At 69.5% G+C, this 22,456-nt stretch carries 17 protein-coding genes; 11 read left to right on the forward strand and 6 right to left on the reverse strand.

What is annotated here, in order from left to right:
* Positions 1-82 precede the first annotated feature (82 nt).
* The 5 genes from JRI60_RS41400 to JRI60_RS41420 all read right to left on the reverse strand — a co-directional run bounded on the left by JRI60_RS41400 (position 83) and on the right by JRI60_RS41420 (position 6,468).
* A complete protein-coding gene (locus JRI60_RS41400) occupies positions 83-2,902 on the reverse strand; it encodes a kelch repeat-containing protein (protein WP_204221566.1) in 2,820 nt (939 codons plus the stop codon).
* 225 nt (positions 2,903-3,127) lie between these two features.
* Positions 3,128-3,985 carry an alpha/beta hydrolase gene (locus JRI60_RS41405; protein ID WP_204221567.1) on the reverse strand — a complete coding sequence of 286 codons (858 nt, stop codon included), beginning with the start codon at positions 3,983-3,985 and terminating at the stop codon, positions 3,128-3,130.
* Positions 3,982-4,632: a hypothetical protein gene (locus JRI60_RS41410; protein WP_204221569.1), complete on the reverse strand. Its 651-nt coding sequence runs from the start codon at positions 4,630-4,632 to the stop codon at positions 3,982-3,984. Before JRI60_RS41410 ends, JRI60_RS41405 begins: the two co-directional genes overlap by 4 nt.
* Positions 4,633-4,681: 49 nt before the next feature.
* On the reverse strand, positions 4,682-5,185 hold the full coding sequence (locus JRI60_RS41415; RefSeq protein ID WP_204221571.1) for a hypothetical protein: 504 nt from the start codon (positions 5,183-5,185) through the stop codon (positions 4,682-4,684).
* Positions 5,182-6,468 carry a hypothetical protein gene (locus tag JRI60_RS41420; RefSeq protein ID WP_204221573.1) on the reverse strand — a complete coding sequence of 429 codons (1,287 nt, stop codon included), beginning with the start codon at positions 6,466-6,468 and terminating at the stop codon, positions 5,182-5,184. Before JRI60_RS41420 ends, JRI60_RS41415 begins: the two co-directional genes overlap by 4 nt.
* Positions 6,469-6,538: 70 nt before the next feature.
* On the opposite strand from JRI60_RS41420, the gene JRI60_RS41425 reads away from it, so the two are divergent.
* Both JRI60_RS41425 and JRI60_RS41430 read left to right on the forward strand, forming a co-directional pair.
* Entirely contained in the window at positions 6,539-7,159 is a 621-nt protein-coding gene (locus JRI60_RS41425; RefSeq protein ID WP_204221574.1) for a gluconate 2-dehydrogenase subunit 3 family protein, read from the forward strand.
* Positions 7,160-7,212: 53 nt separating this feature from the next.
* A complete protein-coding gene (locus tag JRI60_RS41430; protein ID WP_430384420.1) occupies positions 7,213-8,847 on the forward strand; it encodes a GMC family oxidoreductase in 1,635 nt (544 codons plus the stop codon).
* Positions 8,848-8,869: 22 nt separating this feature from the next.
* Here JRI60_RS41430 and JRI60_RS41435 read toward each other — a convergent pair whose 3' ends face one another.
* Positions 8,870-11,290, reverse strand: coding sequence for a serine/threonine-protein kinase (locus tag JRI60_RS41435; RefSeq protein WP_239470035.1), 2,421 nt, complete (start codon positions 11,288-11,290; stop codon positions 8,870-8,872).
* Positions 11,291-11,391: 101 nt separating this feature from the next.
* Here JRI60_RS41435 and JRI60_RS41440 point away from each other — a divergent pair, with 101 nt between their 5' ends.
* From JRI60_RS41440 to JRI60_RS41480, 9 genes are all read left to right on the forward strand, one after another.
* Positions 11,392-12,744 carry a hypothetical protein gene (locus JRI60_RS41440; protein WP_204221578.1) on the forward strand — a complete coding sequence of 451 codons (1,353 nt, stop codon included), beginning with the start codon at positions 11,392-11,394 and terminating at the stop codon, positions 12,742-12,744.
* 62 nt (positions 12,745-12,806) lie between these two features.
* Positions 12,807-13,733: a vWA domain-containing protein gene (locus tag JRI60_RS41445; protein ID WP_204221579.1), complete on the forward strand. Its 927-nt coding sequence runs from the start codon at positions 12,807-12,809 to the stop codon at positions 13,731-13,733.
* Positions 13,733-14,710: a vWA domain-containing protein gene (locus JRI60_RS41450; protein ID WP_204221580.1), complete on the forward strand. Its 978-nt coding sequence runs from the start codon at positions 13,733-13,735 to the stop codon at positions 14,708-14,710. Before JRI60_RS41445 ends, JRI60_RS41450 begins: the two co-directional genes overlap by 1 nt.
* An 11-nt stretch (positions 14,711-14,721) precedes the next feature.
* On the forward strand, positions 14,722-17,520 hold the full coding sequence (locus tag JRI60_RS41455; protein ID WP_204221581.1) for a heavy metal translocating P-type ATPase: 2,799 nt from the start codon (positions 14,722-14,724) through the stop codon (positions 17,518-17,520).
* Between the two features lie 84 nt (positions 17,521-17,604).
* A complete protein-coding gene (locus tag JRI60_RS41460) occupies positions 17,605-18,939 on the forward strand; it encodes an amidohydrolase (RefSeq protein ID WP_204221582.1) in 1,335 nt (444 codons plus the stop codon).
* A gap of 11 nt (positions 18,940-18,950) precedes the next feature.
* Positions 18,951-20,270: an AHH domain-containing protein gene (locus tag JRI60_RS41465; RefSeq protein ID WP_204221583.1), complete on the forward strand. Its 1,320-nt coding sequence runs from the start codon at positions 18,951-18,953 to the stop codon at positions 20,268-20,270.
* A gap of 19 nt (positions 20,271-20,289) precedes the next feature.
* Positions 20,290-20,853, forward strand: a complete 564-nt coding sequence (locus JRI60_RS41470) for an imm11 family protein (RefSeq protein WP_204221585.1) — start codon at positions 20,290-20,292, stop codon at positions 20,851-20,853.
* A 131-nt stretch (positions 20,854-20,984) separates the two neighbouring features.
* Positions 20,985-21,482, forward strand: a complete 498-nt coding sequence (locus JRI60_RS41475) for a hypothetical protein (protein ID WP_204221586.1) — start codon at positions 20,985-20,987, stop codon at positions 21,480-21,482.
* Positions 21,479-22,402, forward strand: a complete 924-nt coding sequence (locus JRI60_RS41480) for a tyrosinase family protein (protein ID WP_204221587.1) — start codon at positions 21,479-21,481, stop codon at positions 22,400-22,402. Before JRI60_RS41475 ends, JRI60_RS41480 begins: the two co-directional genes overlap by 4 nt.
* Positions 22,403-22,456: the final 54 nt, after the last annotated feature.

Below are 22,456 nucleotides of genomic sequence, written 5' to 3' on the forward strand. Positions count from 1 at the left end.
CCGAAAAACACGGGGGGCGCGGGCCCGGGGAAGGTCCCAGGAGCCTCGCGCCCCCCGCATGAGAGCCCGTCTGGAGCCGCGACTACGGGTTCGCCGGGTTGAAGACCTCCGACGAGGCCTGGTCGTGGTTGCTGGCGCCGCCCACCGCGAGCACCGTGCCGTTGTCCAGCAGCGTGGCCGTGTGCTGGAAGCGGTCCACGTTCATGGCCGTGGTGGCGCTCCAGGTCCCCGTGGCCGGGTCGTACAGCTCGGCCGAGTACAGGATGCCCTGGGAGTCGTGGTAGCCGCCCGACACCAGCACCTTGCCGTCCTTCAGCTCGGTGGCCGAGTGGTACCGGCGCGGCGTGCCCATGCTCCCGGTGGCCGACCAGGTGTTGGTGGCCGGGTCATACAGCTCCGCCGAGGCGCTGAGCGGCACGTCGAGGCCCGCGCCGCCCGCCACCAGCACCTTGCCATTCTTCAGCGAGGTGGCCGAGTGGTACGCGCGGCCCGTGCCCATGCCAGCCACGGCCGTCCACTCGCCCGTGGCCGGGTCATACAGCTCCGCCGAGGAGACGCGCGCACCGGAGGCATCGAAGCCACCCGTCACCAGCACCTTGCCGTTGGACAGCGGGGTCAGGGTGTGGAAGCGCCGGGCCGTGTTCAGGCCACCGGTGAACGACCAGGTGCCCAGACCCGGGTCATACAGCTCGGCCGAGGCCAGCACGCCGTCGCCATACTCCTCGGGGCTACCACCAGCCACCAGCACCTTGCCGTCGGGCAGCAGGACCGCGGCGTGGTGGAAGCGCAGCTGGTTCAGCCGGCCCGCCGACTCCCACTGGCCCCGCGACGGGACGTACAGCTCCGCGGTGATGCCGGAGAACACGTCCTGGCCACCACCGGCGACGAGCACCCGGCCATCCCGCAGCCGCGTGGCCGTGTGGCCGCGGTGCGTGGTGAGGCTGTTGCCCGTGGCCGACCAGGCCTTGGCCGCCGGGTCGTACAGCTCCGAGGTGACGTTGTAGCCGCCGGCCACCAGCACCCGGCCATTCTCGAGCAGCGTGGCGGAGTGCAGCAGGCGAGGCAGGGCCATGCCGCCCGTGAGGACCCAGCCCTTGTCACCCTCACCCCCCGTGCCACAAGTGCCGGAGGCGCCGGGGACGACCTTGACCGTGCGGGTCTCGCTGCCGACGTTGCCGGACGAGTCCTTCACCTCGTAGGTGAGCGTGTACGTGCCCGGTACCTTCGTATCGACGGAGCCGGAGACGGCCACCTGGGCGCTCAGGTCTCCCTCGCACCCGTCGTAGACGTCCACACCGGGCTCGACGTACGGGGTCTGGCACTCCACGGTCACCGTGGAGTCGCCGAACAGCGCCACGATGGGAGCGCGGGTGTCCAGCACCTTCACCGTGCTGGTGCAGGTGGCGGTGTTCCCGGAGGAGTCCTTGGCGGTGTGATTCACCGTCGTGGAGCCCGGCGGGAAGCTGCCAGGGCCATGGTCGGCGCTCACGCTCGGCTCACCGCAGTTGTCGGTGGCGACCGCCAGACCCGGGTCGAGCATCAGGTCCTCGGAGCACTCGGCCGCTACATCCTCCGGGCAATAGATGAACGGGGCCGTGCTGTCGGTCACGCGCACCCGTGCCGTGCAGGAGGACCGCAGGTTCGTCTGGTCCACGCACATCAACGTCACGGTGGTGTTGCCAGGCCCGAAGGGGCCCTCCGGCGACTGGGTGCAGGCGCTCAGGTCCCCATCCGGGTCGTACGAGCCATTGTTCACGGAACCGGTGCCGCACTGGTCGCCGGCCGTCACGTCCAGGTCCTTGCACAGGGCCACGGGAGGATGGGCGGTGGGCTCGCCAACGGACCTGCACGAGGCGCTGCAGGAGCCGGAGCCGTTGCCAGCACCGGTGTCGCACTCCTCGCCAGGGTCCTTCACGCCGTCACCGCACCAGTGCAGGCGGCACACGGCCGAGCACGCCGTCCCCGGGGTGCCATTCGTCAGAGAACCGGAGTCGCACTCCTCGGGGTACTGCACCACCCCGTCGCCGCACAGCACGGGGGTGGCACCGCGCGCCAGGATGTAGGGCACGCCATGCGAGCCGTCCGCGAAGTCCCGCGAGCCCGGCCAGCGGGGTCCCGTCGCCGCATCCCGGGCAATCACCAGCGCCGTGAAGTCCGCGTCCGGGTACACATCGAAGGCCTCGTGCACGGAGCAGTTCCAGCCGGAGAGGAGGCGATCCGTCAGGCCCTCGAGCGCATCATGACTGGCCACGATATGGGCGTCGTCGTAGCAGCCCACGCCCGTCACGGAGAAGGAACCGAACGGCTCGAGCAGCTTCACCTGCGTCTGCGATTTGATGGCGTGGTAGTAGCAGCTCAGGCTGATGTAGGCGCCCGTCTTGCCCTGCTGATAGGCCGCGAACCCGATGGAGTTCTGCGTGCCCGTGTACTCTTTGTGGAACGCGAAGTCGGTGCCCACGATGATGACGTTGCCGTCGACGACGGGGCCCCACACGTGGCGGTTGTTCAACGCCGCCTGCACCACCGTCAGGCCCGCGCACTCGGCATCCCCCAGGATGATGGCGCGATAGGTGGCGAAGTCCGCCGCGCTCATCGCGGCCCACTCCGCGTCGCTGACCAAGTGCACCTGGTAGCCCAGGCTCCTGGCCTGGCTCGCCTCGATGCTGTCCTCGCCATTGCTGACCGTGCTGTCCAGGATGAGCACCTTGTTGGTGCTGACCACCCCCGGCGGGCGCGCGCTCATGATGGAGCGCGCCGCGGCTGCCTTGGGCACCGGAGCCGGGGAGGACTCCGCATCCAACGACGACTCGCCGGTGCACGCGGTGAGCAGCAGCGCACCCAGGACACACAGCATCCGACCACGGATGCCGCTCCAACGCTTCTCCAGGGTATCAGACAGCATCCATACCCCTCCCCTCTCTTGGCTGGGACGGACCACGGCGACGGAGTCGTCTAACTCCTCGCCTCGTTCTCGGCACTCCCGTGATTGTCCGCGTACGGCCGACTCAAACCGGGCACTGTATTTTTACACCCGGATCACCCGAAAAATGAAATCAATCTCCCAGGGCCTACATCCCAGTAATACCAGGATGCCGCTCGGGATGTGACTCCAAGTGAGAGAGAGACCTCACGGGCGTGCGCGAGTACCGGCGAGGAAGTCAGCCAAGGTGGGCGCGTAGTCCACACCCAGGCGCTGGGGGACGTCATCGTGGTCGGCGCCCTCCACCACGACGAGCCGCTTGGGCTCCTGGGCCCCGGAGAAGAGACGCTCGGAGAACTCGGGGCGGACGAAGTCGTCCGCGGCGCCGTGCAACAGCAGCAGGGGCACCCCCCGCATGGCGCGGATGCGGCCCTCGGTGTCCCAGGCGCCCTGGGAGACGAAACCGGCGGGGACGTCCATGTTGCTGGAGTCCCCCACCAGTCCCTGCACGGAGCTGAAGGGAGACTCGAGAATGAGGGCCGCGGGGGACGTGTCCGCCGCGAGCTGGGTGGCCACCGCCGTGCCGAAAGAGCGCCCGTAGTAGACGAGCCGGTCCGCCGGAAGACCCGAGCGCGCGCCGAGCCAGGCGAGCGCCGCCCGGCTGTCCTCGAGCAGGCCCTGCTCGGTGGGCTCCACGTCGGTGGAGGTGCCCCAGCCGCGGTAGTCGAAGACGAGCACGTCGTAGCCGAGGTTGGCCAGGCCCTTGGGCCGGGCGATGTGCACGTCCAGGTTGCAGCAGATGCCGTGGAAGTAGAGGACGTAGCCGAGGGGCGGCTGCTGCGCGGACTTCACGTACGCGGCCCCCAGCCGCACGTGCTCGTCCACCACGAGCTCCACCGGCTCGATGCGGTCGGGGGACACCGTCTCCTCGGGCGTGTCGCCCTCGGCGGGGAGCGTGTAGTGGTCCACCCGCGTGCGCGAGTAGAGGAAGGGATCCAACGAGTAGCAGGCCCCGATGCCCACCGCGGCCAGCAGGGTTCCCAGCAGCAGCGCGCGGCGGCTCATCTCTCGTCACCTCCGAAGCGGTAGTTCACGCCCAGCACGACGCCCAGCGCCCCCATGCCCTGGAGGCCCTGCCAGTCCGCCGCGTTGAAGCGGGTGGCGTAATCGGGCTGGTACCAGCGCAGGTCCAACTGCACGCCCCACTGCCCCAGCCGCACCTCCTCGCCCGCCGCCAGCGACAGCAGGGGCCGCCCCCCCGCGAGCTGCACCAGGCCGGTGGCCGAGACATAGGAGAGGAAACGCCCGCCGAGCAGGTAGCTGACGGTGGGCGACACCTCGACGTAGGCGCGAGGGGAGGCGCGCCGCGAGGAGAGGACGCTGGTGAAGCCGTAGACGCGGCCGCCCAGGGAGACGGCCGGCACCGCGCCGTCCTGTTCGAGCACCAACCCGCTGCCTCCCACGTCCAGGCCCGCCACCCCGAAGGCGAGCGAGGTGAGGTGCGCATGGGCGGCCACGTCGACGCGGTCGGCCACGCCGTAGCGGGCGCCCACGGTGCTCAGCGGCACCGGAAGCACCGGACCCAGCTTCACCAGGGGCCCGCCGGCGGCCCCCTCGATCTGGAGGGTGCCACGCGGCACCGGGCGCACCTGGGTGGTCAATCCGCATCCCGTGGCGAGCAGGGCGGGAAGGAGCAGCAACGCGGTTCTCATCACGCTCCCTCCCATAGCGGAAGGCGGACTTCTTTGCCTCCGCTCCCTCCTATTGAGGGGGCTCGGGGCCAAAGCCCGCGTCGGACGCCACCGCCGAGAAACGCCCGCCGAGCGTCCGGCCCGCGCCGTAGCCCTCACCCTCCTTGAAGGACAGCGAGAAGTCGCCGCGCGTCGGCTCGCCCGGGTTGCCGCCCTCGTCCAGCACCAGGTCGCCGTTCTCCACCGGCGCGAAGACACGCGCCGGCTCGCCCGCCGCCAGGTGCACCACCGTCGCCCGCGCGTGCCCCGACGGCGTCTGCCCCGCCAGGTCCACCTCCTTCCCCGGCTTCAGCTCCAACCCCTCCGTGTCCACGCTCAACCGCACCACCAGGTCCACGTCCGTGGCCGTGCTGCGGTAGTAGCTCACCTGCAGCGCCTGGGCGTTGCGCTGCACCTCCACGCGCGACACCTCCAGCGGGAACAGGTCCCCCACGCTGCCCGACAGCGAGTTGTCCCCTCCACACCCCACCAGCACGCCGCACACCACCACCGCCAGGCACGCCACTCGCCTCACGGCTCCACCGCCAGCTTCACCACGCCCGAGTCCGGCGCGCGGTACGCCACCACCCGCTTGCCCGTGGACAGGAAGGCCAGCTTCGCCCCCCACCCGCCCGCGGCATCCACCAGCACGTCATTCCAGTTCTGCTCGATGAAGGCCGAGATGTGCAGCTCGTCCACGCGCGGGTCGCAGCTCTGCTCGTTGGCGCTCACGTTGTTGGAGCAGATGTAATAGGCGATGTGCGGCTCGTGATGCACGGGGTCGAAGGCCAGCGACGGGTACCAGCCGCCCGCGCCCGACTGGAACACCGGGTCCGGCTCCGACCAGGAGACGCCGTCCTTGGAGAAAGTATAGGTGAGCTTGTTGCTGGTGCGGTCCACCACCGCCACTCCGTAGCCCACCTGGCTGTCCCACCCGAGGCTCGCGCCCAGCTGCGTGTCGGAGACGGTCTGCACCCGCAGCGCCGTCGTCCAGGTGCCGTCCGGCTTGCGGCGCTGGAAGAGCACGTTGCGGCCCCGGGCATCCGCGCTATCCAGCACCTGGTCGTGCACCAGCGCGGGCTGTCCTCCCGCCATCACCATGGAGATGTGGCCGCCATACCCCGCCTTGGTGTCGGCCGACATGGCCAACATCCTGGGGGCCCAGCTCGTCGGGCCGCCTTCGACCAGCTCGAGGTCGCTGCCCTCCCAGTCCTGCTTGCCGAACTGGCCGTTGTGCCCGTCCCGGTACGCGACGTAGGCCTTCGTGCCGTCGAAGACGATGGCGGGGTTGAGACCCACCAGGAAGCCCGAGTCCGCCAGGGCGTTGCCCGTCGGCGCGTTGTTGCTCCGGGTGGCCGGGATTCTCTCCGCCCAGCTTCCGGGCGCGTTGCGGTACGACACGGCGAGATCGCTCTGCACCCACTCAACGGACTGGTCAGCACCACCACCGAGGTAGCTCACCGCCGCCTTGCCCGTGGAGTCGTACGCCACCGACACGCCACTCACCACCTCCACCGTGGCGACGCGCTCGGGCTGCGAGGCCTGGCCGTCCTTCCACTCGATGAAGCGAATCTCGTAGTTCTTCGTCCCCGTCACGCGGCTGATGTAGGCCACGCCGACCCGGTCCTGCGGCCCCACCGCGAGCGCGATCGGCTGCAACTCCGTGGCCGTCGTGTCGAGGACGACCCGGGTGAAGGGGGACAACCCGTTGAGGGTGTCGGTGTTGTCGTCGCCGGTGCCCGCATCGGGGGGACGCGGCTCATCGGGGGTACACGCCAACGCGAGCGCCAGGCCCAGCGCCCATCCCTGCCGTCTCATGGAGCGTCTCCTTGGTTGTGAATCAAGCAAGGACCCCATCCTACGCCAGCTGGGCTAGGCTTGGGCGTACATGGACCGGCGATCCTTCCTCCAGCGGTTGTCCTTCTTCGGTGGCGGCGTGGTGCTCCTCGGCGGCGCGGCCTGCAAGCGCGGCCCGTCCTCCGAGCCCCCCGCTCCCGCCAACACCCAGGCTGCGGCGGCGAACGACGCCTCGCCCCGCACCTTCACCCGGGCCGAGTACGCCGTGGTGGCCGCCGCCAGCGAGCGCATCCTCCCGCGCGACGAGGACCCCGGCGCGAAGGACGCGGACGTGCCCGCCTACATCGATCGGATGCTCCAGTCGCCGGAGCTCGAGCAGATGCGCCAGGACTTCATGCAGGGCGTGGCCGCGCTGGAGCGGCGCTCGCAGCGGATGTTCCAGGTGGGCTTCGCCCAGGCCACGCCCGCCCAGCAGGACGAGCTGCTCGGCCTCTTCAAGGACAGCCCCGCGGGCAGCGGCGAGGCGCACTTCTTCGAGCTGTTGATGGTGCTGACGCTGGAGGGCTTCCTCGGGGACCCGTCCTACGGCGGCAACAAGGAGCGGGTGGGCTGGAAGCTGGTGGGCTTCGACACGGTGGGCACGGTGGCCTCCGCGCCGCCCGAGGGACATGACGGCATGAAGTGCTTGAAGACGTGCGGGAGGCACCCGTGACGAAGGAGCCGGTGGACGTCTGCATCATCGGCAGTGGCGCGGGCGGAGCCCCCATGGCGCTGGAGCTGGGGCGCGCGGGCTTCAAGGTGGTGGTGCTGGAGAAGGGAGCGCACTACCAACCCAAGGACTTCATCCACGACGAAATCCTCAACAGCCGCCGCAACTTCTTCATGCCGCTGCCATGGGAAGAGCCCCACCTGGTACGCCAGGGCGCGGCGGGCCGCTACGAGCGCACCAACTCCGCGTGGACGGCCAACTGCGTGGGCGGCGGCACGGTGCACATGAGCGGCTACTTCTACCGGCTCAAGCCGGTGGACTTCCGGCTGCGCTCGACACTGGGCGCCGTGAAGGGCAGCACGCTCGCGGACTGGCCCATCTCCTACGAGGAGCTGGCGCCCTTCTACGACGTGGCCGAGGCCGAGCTGGGCGTGTCCGGCGAGGCCGTGCCCCACCCCTTCGCCGAGCCGCGCAAGGGCCCGTACCCGCTGCCACCGCTGGACGTGCACCCCATCGCCCGGGAGCTGGACCGGGTGTGCGGGGACATGGGGTGGCACAGCCTGCCCACGGCGCGAGGCATCATCAGCCGGCCCTACCGGGGACGCGCGGGGTGCGCCTACTGCGCGCTGTGCGGCAGCTACGGCTGTGAGATGGGGGCCAAGAGCGGCACCAACGCGAACCTCATCCCGGCGGCGCTGGCCACGGGGAACGTGGAGCTGCGCCCGCGGTGCATGGCGCGCTCGGTGGAGGTGGACAAGGAGGGCCGGGCCCGGAGCGTGGTGTACCTGGACGCGGACGGGGTGGAGCAGGAGCAGCCGGCGAAGGTGGTGGTGGTGTCCTGCACTGCGGTGGAGAGCGCGCGGCTGCTGCTCAACTCGGTGTCCAACCGCTTCCCGCGAGGGCTCGCCAACGGCAGCGGGCTGGTGGGCAAGAACCTCATCTTCAGCTCGTTCGGCGAGTCGCGCGCCACCTTCCGCGTGTCGAAGCAGAGCGCGGCGCGGCCGTGGCTGACGGACCCTGCGCCCTTCGTGAACCGGAGCGTGCAGGACTTCTACCTGATGCCGGACGAGCGCTTCGGCTTCCGCAAGGGCGGGACGCTGGGTTTCATGTGGACACACCCCAACCCCATCTTCGCGGCGGTGGGGCTCGCGGGCAGCGGCAAGAACGGCGTCTTCGGCAAGGCGCTGAAGGACCGGATGCGGGAGTACCGCGACTCGCGCATCCTCCAGTTCGAGGTGTATGGCGAGTTCCTCCCCACCCCGGGCACCTACGTGACGGTGGAGCCGGGCGTGAAGGACAAGTACGGCCTGCCCGTGGCCGGCATCACGATGGACCGCCACCCCATGGACTTCGCCGCCACGCGCTTCCTGGTGGAGCGGGGCGAGGAAATCCTGATGCGGCTGGACCCGGACGAGCTGAAGCGCGTGGGAATCGCCGGGGAGACGACCATCCTGCAGCACGGCACGTGCCGCTTCGGGAACGACCCGGCCACCTCGGTGCTGAACAAGGAGTGCCGGGCGCACGAGGTGCCCAACCTCTACGTGGTGGACGGCAGCTTCATGCCCACCGCGGGCAGCGTGCCCTCGACGCTCACCATCGTGGCCAACAGCTTCCGCGTGGCGCGAGGACTGGTGCAACGAATGAAGCGCAACGAGGTTCGACCCTCTCCCTCTGGGAGAGGGCCGGGGTGAGGGTCTACCGCGGGCCCGCGGCTCACGCGTTCCAGATGGCTTCGATCCGGGCGCGCACCTTGCGGCGCCCCTCGGCGAAGCCCGGCAGCGCCCGGAGGGGCTGGAGCACCGGGCAGTGGTCGATCCACTCCAGGTCGATGAGCGCCGTGTCCGCGGCCCGCTGGAAGTACGCCAGCGCCTGCTCCGCGTGACCGGCGATGCACAGCATCTCGGTGGAGATCTGGCACAGCAAGCTGACGAAGCGCGGGCTGCTCGCCTGGGAGAGCATCTGCTCGAACTCCGGCACCAGCGAGAGCACGTCCACATCACCGAGCACCACGTTCACGTAGTTCCTGCTCGCACGGGCCGGGAACTCCGGCTCGTCCGCCAGCAACGAGTCCCGGCACCGCCGCAGCTCCTCCTGGTTTCCCGTCCACGCGGCCACGCGCACGCGCAGGGACATGGCCCCGAAGCGGTGCTGGGTCGCCGCGCTCAGCCGCTCCATCGCCCACCAGTAGTCGTCCATCTTCCCGCGCAGGGCACTGCAACGGGCCAGCTCGAACAGCACCACCACATGGCTGGGATCCAACTCGTAGGCCAGCCGCAATCGGGGAAGGCCCTCGTCCGCGCGACCCGCCTCACACTGCAGGGTGCCGAGGTACTGCAACGTGGCCGGGTGCAGGGGCGCGATGTCCAGGGAGGTGCGCAGGGACACCACCGCCGCGCGCCAGTCGTCCTGCTGGGCGGCCAGCATCGCCCGCGCCAGGTGTGTCGTGGCCAGCTCCGGCGCCAGCCGCAGGGCGCGCTCCACGCTGGCGCGCCCTGCCGCGGCCCAGTCCCGCTCGGCACTCCGTGAGGCCGAGAACCACGCGCGCAGGCTCGCGATGGCGTGCAGCGAGATGGCCGGTGGGAAGTCCGGCGCCAGCTCCAGGCAGGACTCCAGCAGGCTCAGCGGACTGTCGGGGCCTTCCCGGAACGGCTCATGCACATGGACGGACGCCTGCCGGTACAGCGCCAGCGCCTCGGGGGGCGTGTTCGCGTGCCAGGCCGACAGCACCAGCTCGCCGCGCAACCCCTCGGCGATGCGGGGCACCAGCCGGTCCTGCAGCTCGAAGGCATCGGTGGAGGCGTACTCGAAGCGGCCACTCCACAACTGCGTACCGGAGCGGGCCTCCAGCAGCCGCACGGACACGCGCGTCTGCGAGCCCGCGCACTGCACCGTCCCGTCCACCACCAGCTCCACCCCGAGCTCCCGCCCCACCGTCCGAGGATCCCTCTCGTCGCGGAAGCGCGCCGTCACCCCACTGCCGGGCACGCGCAGCCCGCGCGCCCGCGACAGCTGGTCGATGATCGCCTCGGTCAGCGAGTCCCCCAGGTACTCGGAATCGCGCGGGCCCTGGAAACGCAACGGCAGCAGGGCCACGCCCTGCTTCACCGCCGGAGTCGAGGTGGAGGTGCGCGGCGTGTGGCGCGAGGACCCCGTCAACGCGGGGGGCGCGGGGGTGTTCGCCGTCATCGGCCCGAAGGTGGGCGGGCCCGACAGGGTGGGCTCCCCCACGCTGACGAGCCAGTCCCGCAACGCCCCGGCCAGCTCGAGCGCGCTCGCCGGCCGCTCCTCGGGAGCACGGGCCAGGCAGCGGGACACCAGCTCGGCGAGGGGCGCGGGGACGGTCGCGCGCGTCCGGAGCTCCGGCGCGGGCTGGCGCAGGCGGGCCAGCGCGGTGGCCCAGGGCGTCTCGCCGGAGAAGGGCAGCTCGCCCGTGAGCATCTCGAACAGCAGCAACCCCACCGCGTAGAGATCCGCGCGCGCATCCACCGGGTCGCCCGACACCTGCTCCGGCGCCATGTACATGGGCGTGCCGACGGTGCCCTGGGTCCGCGAGGCGGCCTCCCCCGCCACCGCGCGGGCGATGCCGAAGTCGGTGAGGACGACGCGCCCCCCCGACTCGACGAGGATGTTGGCTGGCTTCAAGTCCCGGTGCACCACCCCGGCGGCATGCGCCGCGGCCAGCCCCTCGCACACGGCCAGGGCGATGCGGGCGGCCCGTGAGGCGCTCAGCGGGCGCTCGCGGGCGAGCACCATCCGCAAGTCCTCCCCTTCCACGAACTCCATGGTGAGGAAGGACTGGCCCTCATGCGTTCCCAGGTCGTGCATCCGCGCCACGTGGGGGTGGGTGATGCGACGGGCGAGCCGCACCTCGCGGCTGAAGCGCTCGAACGCGTCCGAGCCGGCGTCCTTGCCGAGCTCCAGCGTCTTGAGGGCCACCACATCGCCGACGAGGCTGTCACGCGCCTGGTACACCGTGCCCATGCCGCCGCGGCCGAGCATGCGCAGGAGGGTATAACGCCCGGCGAAGAGCGGCCCGGGAACGGCTTCCTGGGGGAGGTGCTGCGCACCCGAGGGGCGGATGAGGGTCTCACCACCGTCGAGGGCGGATTCGGAGGGTCGGGGGTTCTCGGGCAAGGCGGCCATAATCTAACCCGCGCCCCCCGTGGCCCGCCATTCACACCCGGTACAAAAGCCCGGGCGGCACGAGACGCCCGTTTTTCCTATACCCTGCGCCCGTGAGCCATCCCCGCTACTTCGTCCCCCATGCCGCGAGCCCGGCCGAGCCCCTCCGGCCCGACCCTTCCGCGATGGTGCACGCGGTGGACGCGTTCCGCCTGGAGAGCCGGCTCCTCGGTGAGCAGGAGTGGCTGGTGGGCACCGACGCCCTGGGAGGCGTGATCGCCGTGCCCGCGAGCGAGCGCGACAACCTGCCCGCCTCCGTCAGGGCCCAGCTGACACACCACGAGGTCGCCTCCGGCCGCACGCCCCGGCGGCTCTCCGCCTCCGAGCTGTACTTCTTCTCCGTCGAGCTCATCGAGCACCCGGAGGACGCGCAGGGCGTCAACGACCCGGTCTATCTCTACGGCACCCTGCTCGGTCCCTGGCCGAGCGATTTCCCGGAGCGCGTCCCGGGCCAGCTCACCGTGAGCCGCGGCGACGTGCTCGCCGGGCTGGTGGCTGGCGGGCCCGAGGCCTTCCACTACGTGCAGGACGCGGAGAGCAGGTACGCCCCGCGCGCCTACCACGCGCTCCTCCCCGGCGACAGGCCCGAGCGCCTCGCCGAGGGCCGCGGGCTGGTGCTCGCCTATCCCGCCGTCCCCGCCGAGCTACAGACGCACAACGCCGCCAACGGTCCGGTGGTGGCACGCCTCATCCACGACGTCCTCACCCAGTTGCAGGCCTCCGCCCGTGAGCACAACGGCCCGGAAGCGCTCCGGGACATGGAGCTGCCCGTCCCCAGCCGCCTCATGGCCATCGCGGAGCTCGAGGTGCGCGGCTACGAGGTGAATGGCGACGTGGCCACCCTGCGGCGCAACCACCCGGGACTGGTGAACCGGCTCGCGGAGTGGCTGCGCCGGGAGAAGGTGAAGGTCCCCCCGGAGGCCACCGCGCCCGAGTTCCTCGAGCTCGCCCGCCGCGCCCTCGCGGCGCTCCCCGGCTGGCCGAGTGACTCCGAGCGCGCGCTCCGAGCCCTGGTGCGGCCCGGCAACGACACGCCCGCGAGGTCCATGCCCGTCACGCCCGGGGCCTCCTCCCCCGCACAGACGCCCCTCGTCCAGCGCCCGATTCCTCCTCGCGCGCCGCCCGCGCCCCCGCGCCCGAGCGACTGGATGAAGGACTTCCTCGACGCGCACACCCGCACTGGCGGTGCGAAACCGAAGCTCACCCTCGCGCAGGAGACGCCCGCGCGAGGTACGCCCTCGGTGGGCCCACCCGAGTGGATGGCCGACTTCGGCTCCGCGCCCGCTCCGGCCCGTCAGCCCTCGATACCCTCCAAGCCCTCCAAGCCGTCCAAGCCAGCCAGACCGTCCGCACCCGCTCCTACCGGGACGAAGAAGCCGGACTGGATGTCCGATTTCGAGGACTGAGCCCGGTTGCGGTGGCGGCTCTCGGGGCGATACCGTCTCCCCCCTCAGGAAAGAGGGGCAAAATGGGACACGAGAAACCGGTCGAGCCGTTTTCGGATCTCCATGTCGAGGAGGGGCGAGTGCACGCGGTGCTGCTGCACGACCCCACCGTCGAAGGCCTGGATATGGCCATCTACATGGACGCCTCCGGCAGCATGAAGGAGGAGTACGAGTACAAGCAGCCCTCGCGCACCTTCATGGAGTGGCTGCGTGGTGCGCCCCTCAAGGAGGCCTCCAACCAGGTCGAGCCCCAGGTGCAGTGGATGCTCGAGTACCTGGCCACCAAGGACCGCAACGGTCTGCTCCGCGTCGCCTACTGGGCCTGCGGCTCCACCGGCAAGGACGTGGAGGTGATCGGCGAGCTCAAGGGCGTGGACGTCAAGTCGTACAAGTTCCCCGGCCCGAAGAACCTCGGGGGCTACACGTACCTGGCGCCGGCGATGAAGGACTACGTGCGCTACCTGAAGGAGCAGGTTCCCAAGGGAGCCCGTCGCGGGTGCGCCGTGTTCGTCACGGACGGCAAGCTGCACGACTCGGACGAGGTGAAGGAGTTCTCGGCCCAGGTGGCGCGCGACGTCGCCGCCGGCAAGCTGCCGCGCATCAACTTCATCCTGGTCGGCGTCGGTGACAACATCGACGAGGACCAGCTCGAGGACATCGCTCACGAGGAGTTCCCGGGCGTCGGACACCTGTGGTGCCACCGCATCGCCGCGGAGATCACCCAGGTGGCCGAGCTGGTGGCCGTGCTGGTGGATGAGACGATGACCGTCGCCGCCGGCGGCACCATCTACGACGACAAGGGCAAGGTGCTGAAGACGTACGAGGGCCGGCTGCCCGCGGTGCTCGAGTTCGACGTGCCCGAGGGCACCGAGAGCTTCACCCTCGAGGTGAACGGCCAGCGCTACACCCAGCCGCTTCCCGAAGACGACCACGACGAGGAGCACCACTGATGGCCGGCCACGAAGTCATCGCCAAACCGTTCTCGGACGTCCACCGGGTGGGAAACCGGGTGGTGGCCACGCTGCTGCACGACCCGACCGTGGAGGGGCTCGACGTGGCCCTGTACATGGATGGCTCGGCGAGCATGGAAGACGAGTACGGCCCGCGGGGCGTGCTCGCCAAGCTCGCGCCGGTGAAGAACCTGGTCGAGCCGCAGATGCGGTGGATGCTCGAGTACCTCGCCAACAAGGATCGTGACGGCAAGGTGCGCGTGGCCTACTGGGCGACCGGCGACGGCAGCCAGCTCGAGGAGGTGGGCGAGCTCACCGGTCCGCAGGCCAAGGACTACCGCTTCCCGGGCCCCCGCTTCTACGGGAAGGCCACGGTGATGCTCCCGGTGCTGCGTGACTTCGTGGCTCACATGAAGCAGCAGGTGCAGGCCGGTGCCCGCCGCGGTCTGGCGGTGATCATCACCGACTCGCAGATCAACGATGGCAACGATGTGAAGGCCTACGCCACGCAGGTGGCGAAGGAGATCGCCTCGGGCCGCCTGCCCCGGATGAACTTCGTGTTCGTCGGGGTGGGCGACCAGGTGGACGAGGAGCAGATGGAGGCCATCTCCCACGAGACCTATCCGGGCGTGGGACACCTGTGGTGCCACCGCATCGCCGACCGCATGGAGGAGATGGCGGAGCTGGTGGCGGTGCTGGTGGACGAGACGATGACCGTCGCCGCCGGCGGCACCATCTACGACGAGAAGGGCCAGACGTTGAAGAGCTACGAGGGCCGGCTGCCCGCGGTGCTCGAGTTCGACGTGCCCGCCACGTGCAAGTCCTTCACCCTCGAGGTGGCTGGCCAGCGCTTCACCCAGCCCATCCCCGAAGAGCACGAAGACGAAGACCACGAGGAGGAGGAGGACCACGCGCCCGAGCCGGCGCGCGCCCCCGCCGCCCCTCCAGCCCGCAAGCATCGCGGCCACGGCCACTGACGAGGAGCGCCATGTCGGAGCAGAAGAAGATCGTCCGGGTGCTCGGGCACGTCCACGGACCTGGGTGCAAGCACGACCATGCGCATGAGCACGACCACGCTCATGAGCACGGCGAGAAGCACGTGCACGGCCCCGGGTGCAAGCACGACCACGCTCATGAGAAGCAGCACGCTCACGAGCACGGTGAGAAGCACGTGCATGGTCCCGGGTGCAAACACGACCACGACCATGCGCACGAGAAGGCGCATGTCCACGGACCTTCCTGCTCGCACGGTCATGACCACGACCACGCGCATGACCACGACCATGGTCATGAGCATGGACCCGGGTGCAGCCACGGGCATGACCACCATCACCCGCAGTCGACCCGGCGGATCCACCCGCCCGCGCACCGGGCCGCGGAGGGTGGCGGTATCGCGCTCCAGTTGGATCTCGAGGGCACCCTACCCGGCGAGACGGACGAGGTCGGCCGCTTCCAGAAGCTCGAGGCCGCCCTGGAAGCGCACCGCGGCATCTCCGACGTCCACCTCCGGAGGGACCTCGGCCACGCGGAGATCTGCATCCACTACCAGCCCGAGCTGGTGAGCGTGCAGCACCTGCTCTCGCTCGCCCAGAGCACCGGGGCCGTGGTGGCGGAGCGCTACAAGCAGCACACCTGGTTCGTGCGCGGCATGAACTCGGCCGACTCGGCGACGGTGATCGAACATGCCGTCAGCCGGATCACCGGCGTCCTCTCCGCGAGCGTGGCGTACGCGAGCGAGCGTCTGGTCATCGAGTACGACCGCGAGACGCTCACGCTGAGCGACGTGGAAGCAAACGTGAAGTCGCTCGGGTACGGGCTGGAGGTGCCCACCGCGGGCCATGCCTGCTCGCACCACGCGCACGGCGGCGGTCTGGCCCCCAAGCTCGAGCTGCCCCTGGTGGTGGCCTCCGGCGTGCTGCTCGTCGCCGGCTGGCTGGTCGAGCGCTTCGCTCCCGTCTCCGCCCTGGTCCCGACCCTCATCTGGGGCCTGTCGATGGCGAGCGGCGGCTTCTTCGCCATCCGCGGCTCGGTGCAGTCCATCCTCCAGCGCCGCATCGACATCGAGACGATGATGGTGGTGGCGGCGCTCGGCGCCGCGGTGCTCGGGGCGTGGTTCGAGGGCGCCTTCCTCCTTTTCCTCTTCAGCGCGGGCCATGCGCTGGAGCACCGGGCGATGGACAAGGCGCGCCGGTCGATCGAGTCGCTCAGCGCGCTGCGCCCCGAGATGGCGCGGGTCCGGCGAGGGGACGACATCGTCGAGCTGCCGGTGGGCGACGTCCAACGCGGCGAGCGCATCATCGTGCGCCCGGGAGACCGCGTGCCCCTCGATGGCATCATCCGCGAGGGCAAGAGCTCGCTGGAGCAGGCGGCGATCACCGGCGAGTCCATGCCCGTCCCCAAGAAGCCAGGGGACGAGGTGTTCTCCGGCACCATCAACTGCGAGGCGCTGCTGGAGGTGGAGGTCACCAAGCTGTCCTCCGAGTCGGTGCTGGCGCGCGTGGTGGACATGGTGGCGCAGGCCGAGGCCCAGAAGGGCCCCAACCAGCGCTTCGCCCAGCGGATGGAACGGACCTTCGCGCCGCTGGTGATGGGCGCCGCGGTGCTGTTCCCGGTGGTGCTCGTGCTGATGGGCACGCCGCTCAAGGAGGCCATCCTCCGGGCGGTGTCGCTGCTCGTCGCGGCCTCGCCGTGCGCGCTGGCCATCTCCACGCCCTCGGCCGTGCTGTCCGCGGTGGCGGCGGCGGCGCGAGGCGGCGTGCTGGTCAAGGGTGGCATCTACCTGGAGCTGCTCGGGAACATCCGGGCCATCGCCTTCGACAAGACGGGCACCCTCACCGTGGGGCGGCCCCGGCTGCTCACCAGCGCTCCGGCGCAGGGGGTGACTCGCGAGGAGCTGCTCGGCACCGCCGCGGCGGTCGAGTCGCTCTCCGCGCACCCGCTCGCGCGCGCGGTGGTGGACGCGGCGTCCGAGCAGGGCATCCAGGCCCCGGCGGGGAAGGATGTCGAAGCCATCCACGGCAAGGGCATCCGCGGCAAGGTGGGCGAGCAACCCGTGGAGGTCGGCAACCTCGCGCTCTTCGACGGGGACAGCATCCCGCGGGAGATCTCCGCCGAGGTGCGGAAGCTCGAGGAGGCGGGACAGACCACGATGGTGGTGCGCAAGGCGGGGCGATACCTCGGGGTGCTCGGCGTGGCGGACACCGTGCGCGGCGGAGCACACCTCGTCATCCAGAGCCTCAAGCAGGCGGGCATCGAGCGGACGGTGATGCTCTCCGGCGACAACGAGCGGGTGGCCAAATCGATCGCCTCGCAGGTGGGGATCGACGAGGCACGCGCGCCGCTGATGCCGGCAGACAAGGTCACCGCCGTGCGCGAGCTCGGCAAGCAGCACTCGGTGGCGATGGTCGGCGACGGCGTGAACGATGCGCCCGCGCTCGCCGCCGCCGCGGTGGGCGTGGCCATGGGCGGAGCCGGCTCGGATGCGGCGCTCGAGACGGCCGACGTGGTGCTGATGAGCGACGACCTCGCCAAGCTGCCCTTCGCCCTGGAGCTCGCGCGCAAGGCCACCGCGGTGATGAAGCAGAACCTGGTCATCTCCCTCGGGGTGAGCGGCATCCTGGTCATCGCCGCGGTCCTCGGGCTCACGCAGATCAGCCACGCGGTGGTGCTGCACGAGGGCAGTACGCTCCTCGTGGTCGCCAACGGGCTCCGGCTGCTCGCGTTCCGGCCCCAGCAGTCCGCGCCCGCTCCGCAAGGGGCGGTCGGCGTGCAGCCCGCCGCCAGCTGAGACGCGGTACCCCGCAGACGGGGCGGGAGGCTCCCTTCGAGCCCCGCCCCGTCCGCGTCTTCCCCTTCAAACAAGAGGCTCCCGATGGCGGATACCTGCATCCGTGACTGTCACGCGCTCGTCCCGGATACGAGCGGCGCGCTCACCGTCGTTCGCAACCAGGACATCCTGGTTCGTGGCAACCGCATCGCGGAGATCCGCCCCACCGGGCGTCCCCCCGAGCCCGGCGTCACCGTGCTCGAAGGGCAGCGGATGCTGGCCATGCCGGGGCTCATCAACACCCATACGCACGTTCCCATGGTGCTCTTCCGGGGACTGGCCGAGGACGTGTCCTTCGAGCGCTGGTTCAACGAGTTCGTCTGGCCCCTGGAGAGCAACCTCACCGAGGCGGATGTGTACTGGGGCGCGCTCCTGGGCCTGCTCGAGATGATCGAAGGCGGCGTCACCACGGCGGCCGACCACTACTTCTTCATGGACCAGGTGGCCCGGGCCGTCGAGGAGGCAGGCACGCGGGCGCACCTGGGCTGGGCCGTGTTCTCCAGCCGGGGTCGCGGCGTGCTCGATGAGACCGCGGCCTTCGCCGAGCGCTGGAAGGGCGGCGCGGGAGGCCGCATCACCACCTGCATGGCTCCCCATGCGCCCTTCACCTGCGACGACGGCTTCCTGCGTGCCTCCGTCGAGCATGCCAGCCGTATCGGTGTCGGCATCCACATCCACGCCGCCGAGGACATGAACCAGACGAACGCCAGCGTGGAGAGGCGCGGACTGACGCCCATCCAGGTGCTCAGGGACACCGGCGTCCTCAGTGTGCCCGCCCTCATCGCGCACGGCTGCGGACTGCTGCCCCAGGACATCGAGCTGCTCGCCCGGTATCGCAAGCACGTAGGCATCGCGCACGCACCGAAGACATATCTCAAGCTGGCCATGGGCATCACCCCCATCCACGCCCTGCGCAAGGCCGGAGTGGCGGTGGGCCTGGCCACCGACGGCGCGGCCAGCAACAACACGCTGGACGTCTTCGAGAGCCTGCGCCTCATGGCGCTGATGCAGAAGCACGAGGCGATGGACCCCGAGGTGATGCCCATTGCCGAGGCGCTCGACATCGCCACGCGAGGCAGCGCGGCGGCGATGGGACTGGGCGACCGCATCGGCACGCTCGCGCCCGGCTACCAGGCCGACATCATCCTCGTGGACACCCGAGGCGCGCATTGGCAGCCGCCTCACAACCTCACCGCCGGACTGGTGTACAGCGCTCGCGCCAGCGACGTGCACACCGTCATGGTCGACGGCCGCGTCATCCTGCAGGAGCGCCGTCACCTCACGCTCGACAAGGAGCGCATCCTCGCCGAGGTGGCCGGCACCATGGAGCGCATGGCCCGGCGCGTGCCCGAGGCCCGCATCCAGCGCTACCAGCCGTGAGGCGTACAGAGATGTCCATCCTCCAACGCCTGGGTGCAGGACTGCTCGTCATCGTCTTTGCGTCAGCCTGTGTGGTGCCGCGCTCCGTGGCGCGCCCCCCGGAAAGGCCATTGAACCATGCGAGGAACTGGGACTCCCTGCCTGCTCCCAACTCAGCATCGTCAACATTCCTCAAGGATGGGCGCTTTCGCCTCGTCCTGGAGCGCCCGCCACTGGAAGCAGAGCCACTCTCCGTCGCAAACGCTCGAGCCGCCCTCACTGCCTTCCGTGCTTCCTGGCCCTCCCTCCAGCCCCCACCGGGGCTGCGGCTGGCCTCCTACCTGCCTCACGGCACGGATACCTCCTGGCAACAGGCGCTCTGGCAGGACTACGCCAACCGCTACGGAACAGCCCGGCTCCCTATACCCAGCCAAATTGAGGAGCACCGATTTCGTCTGGCGCTTCAGCTCGCCCCCAAGTACATGCCCGACGGCTTCCGCGATGCAGCCCAGGAGCTGTTGACCGATCCGTTGTTCGTAACGGGTGTTCTGGCCTCCCTGATGTTCTACCTGGCCGCCTGGATGGCGCCGGAACCCCTCTTCACGAAGTCCGCGGCCATGGCAATGACCCTGGCGTTGATGCTCGTCTTCACGGCAGCGGAAGTGAAGAACGCCGCGATTGTGCTGTGGTCTCTCTACGAGCAGACGAATCAGGCTCGCACACTTGCGGAGTTGGAAGCCGCAGCAGAGCACTTTGGGAGAGCAGCGGGAGCCACGGTGCTGCGAATCATGATCATGATCGCAGCCCGGCAGGTGGGAAGACTGCTACCAGATGTCCCACCGGGAGGTCTCGGTGGTCTGCGGCCAGCCCCGTCCGGTCCTGTATTGCCGAACGGGGCTTCCGTGTCCTCCATCCAGGTTGCGGCGGACGGGAGCCTGCTGATGACGGCTGGCTCGGGAATGGGTGTGACTGCTCAATCCGCACGGCAGGAGTCCATCTGTAGCGACCGCAAGAGGGACGGCTATGAAGCGCACCACATGGCCACCAGCCGTAATTCGAAGTCCCCCCTCCGCGGTGGACCGTGGACGCCTCCATTCGAAGAACTCTTCGCTGAAGCGGGAATGAGCCTGAATGACGCGGCCAACATCGTCTACCTCAAAGGCCATTACGGTCCGCATCCCAAGGAGTACCACCAACGGGTGTACGACCGACTTCGCCTGGCCCTGAGCCGATGCGCTGATCAGGCAAGTTGCAGGGAGGCCCTCGTGGCCGAACTCAGGAAGCTTGCGGAGGAGATCTGCACTCCGGGCAGCATGTTGAACAGCATCCTCACGAGGCTCGCGTCGCCATAGTCGGCCGAGGACAAGGGCAATGACCCGGTACTTCAGACTCGTCGATGACAAATCCGTGCCCGAGCGTTGGCATCTGAAAAACCCGGTGGATGCGGAGGGAAACAGAGTCGATCCGTGGCAATTCGATGCTGGGCGTACCCTGGACATACAGGGAAGGCTTTTCTTCCGAATGAGCGTTCCAGGCGCCCCTCTCGACTTCACGGAGGCCGGATTCGCCATCCCCGTCATCCACGAGCGGGTCAAGATGCTCCTCGAGCGCCTGAACGTGCCAGAGGTGCAGTTCATCCTGGCCGAGGTCGAGTCACAGCCCGAACCCTATTTCGTGCTGAATCCGACTCTCCTCATTCCATGCCTCGATGAGGAGAGATGCGAGCGGGTCGTCCGTTGGAAACCAGAGGATGAAAGGCCGGAGAGAGTTGGCGAGTACCGGGTCGTGGATGGACTTCGTATCGACCCAACGAAGGTCGATGGTGCCCGCATCTTCCGCATCTGGGGTTGGCCCATGCTCATCGTTTCAGGAGACATCAAGCAGACCCTGGAGCGGGAAGCGGTGACGGGCACGGAGTTCATCGAAGTCTCCTAAAACCGGCATTTGTCAGTCCGGAACTGACGCCTCGGATGTTCTCAACTGAATCCCTCGTCGGGCCCACCTTCGCCTCCCGAGCATCGCCTGCCCTATGAATCCCCGAGCCGTACCAACGGGGGAGGCAGTCGATGCCAGCCAAGACGAAGCGCCCAGCGAGGCAGAAGACGCAGACGCGTTACGAGACAGGAACCCGGCGCAAGAACGAGCCACGCGCCGTACCACCTCTGGTGTTCGACCCATTCAAACCCGGGAGTGAACACCCGGACTGGGTGATGAAGGACTTCCCCACCTACGTCGAGCACTCGCACGAGGCCCTCGCGCGCAGCACCCGCGTGCTCGAGCACCAGGGAAACACCATCAGCATCACCACCACGTACGAGGTGCGGGTCAACGAGCGTCTCGTCACGCTGCACATGATGGTGGATGAAGAGGGCCGGCTCTGGTCCCACCTGTGCCCCTACCTGACCTTCGCGACGGCAACGGAGCTCATCCGCCATCTCATCGAGCGCATGCCGCACCTGTTCGAGTCGGCACAGCCCTCACCCGAGGATGACGACGAGGGTCGCCACACGAGCCACGGCGGACACGCGCATCACTCCGCCCATGTGCATGGGGGTGCTCGATGATCCGCCGGAACATCCTCGCCGACGAGGCCGCCAGGCAGCAGTTCATCGACGGCGTGCTGGCCCTCAAGGACCCGGCGCGCTTCCCATGGCCAGGACAGCAGGGGCTCTCCATCTACGACCTCTTCGTGTCCTGGCACCATCAGTCGATGATGCTCTTCACGCCGCCCACGCAGCGCGACCGCAACGCGGCCCACTCGGGCCCGGCCTTCCTGCCGTGGCACCGGTACTTCCTGTTGCGCTTCGAGGGGTATCTCCGAATCGCGCTCGGCAACCCGGAGTTCCGGCTGCCTTACTGGGACTGGGCCGCGGATGCGGCGCTGGCGGATCCGCGCCAGTCCCCCCTCTGGGCCGACGGCGCCATGGGCCGCTTCACCGCTCCTGCTGTCTGGCAGGTGCGTGTCGTCCCGGCGGAGCGGGGAATCACGCGCTTGTCACGACCACGGCCTCTGGCTCGCTCACCCGGCAGGGCCGGCGCGCTGCCCACCCGCGAGCAGGTGCGCGCGGTGTTGCGCGACCAGGTCCTCTACGACGCCCCGCCGTACAACAGTACCTCGAACGGTTTCCGCAACTACCTGGAGGGCTGGGAGGGTCCGGGGATCCACAACATCGTGCATGTCTGGGTGGGCGGCGACATGACGGACAGCACGTCACCCAACGACCCCCTGTTCTTCCTGCACCACTGCAACGTGGACCGCATCTGGCATGCGTGGCGGCGGCGCTACCCGAATGCCCCGTACGTCCCCGCCCAGAGCGCGGCGAACACCCTGGCCTTCCACCGGCTCGATGACGCGCTCTACTCGGTCTTCCGGGAGACCACACGGGTCACTCCGCGCGGCATGTTGGATCCGCTGGCCCCCGGTGCTCCCTTCAGCGCGAACGACCGCTACGACTACGACACGCTCGCGGACCTGCAGGCCTGAAACGACCCGGGGTCCTGCTTCGACCCCGGGTTGCTCAGACTCCTCGCTCGCCCA

This window comes from Archangium violaceum (genome assembly GCF_016887565.1).
Lineage (GTDB): Bacteria > Myxococcota > Myxococcia > Myxococcales > Myxococcaceae > Archangium > Archangium violaceum_B.

Bases quoted from the DNA above. Each gene is read 5' to 3' on its own strand.
- JRI60_RS41420 (WP_204221573.1), bottom strand. From the start codon at position 6,468: ATGAGACGGCAGGGATGGGCGCTGGGCCTGGCGCTCGCGTTGGCGTGT.
- JRI60_RS41465 (WP_204221583.1), top strand. From the start codon at position 18,951: ATGTCCATCCTCCAACGCCTGGGTGCAGGACTGCTCGTCATCGTCTTT.
- JRI60_RS41470 (WP_204221585.1), top strand. From the start codon at position 20,290: ATGACCCGGTACTTCAGACTCGTCGATGACAAATCCGTGCCCGAGCGT.
- JRI60_RS41400 (WP_204221566.1), bottom strand. From the start codon at position 2,902: ATGCTGTCTGATACCCTGGAGAAGCGTTGGAGCGGCATCCGTGGTCGG.
- JRI60_RS41410 (WP_204221569.1), bottom strand. From the start codon at position 4,632: ATGAGAACCGCGTTGCTGCTCCTTCCCGCCCTGCTCGCCACGGGATGC.
- JRI60_RS41480 (WP_204221587.1), top strand. From the start codon at position 21,479: ATGATCCGCCGGAACATCCTCGCCGACGAGGCCGCCAGGCAGCAGTTC.
- JRI60_RS41405 (WP_204221567.1), bottom strand. From the start codon at position 3,985: ATGAGCCGCCGCGCGCTGCTGCTGGGAACCCTGCTGGCCGCGGTGGGC.
- JRI60_RS41460 (WP_204221582.1), top strand. From the start codon at position 17,605: ATGGCGGATACCTGCATCCGTGACTGTCACGCGCTCGTCCCGGATACG.
- JRI60_RS41445 (WP_204221579.1), top strand. From the start codon at position 12,807: ATGGGACACGAGAAACCGGTCGAGCCGTTTTCGGATCTCCATGTCGAG.
- JRI60_RS41425 (WP_204221574.1), top strand. From the start codon at position 6,539: ATGGACCGGCGATCCTTCCTCCAGCGGTTGTCCTTCTTCGGTGGCGGC.
- JRI60_RS41475 (WP_204221586.1), top strand. From the start codon at position 20,985: ATGCCAGCCAAGACGAAGCGCCCAGCGAGGCAGAAGACGCAGACGCGT.
- JRI60_RS41430 (WP_430384420.1), top strand. From the start codon at position 7,213: ATGGCGCTGGAGCTGGGGCGCGCGGGCTTCAAGGTGGTGGTGCTGGAG.
- JRI60_RS41450 (WP_204221580.1), top strand. From the start codon at position 13,733: ATGGCCGGCCACGAAGTCATCGCCAAACCGTTCTCGGACGTCCACCGG.
- JRI60_RS41455 (WP_204221581.1), top strand. From the start codon at position 14,722: ATGTCGGAGCAGAAGAAGATCGTCCGGGTGCTCGGGCACGTCCACGGA.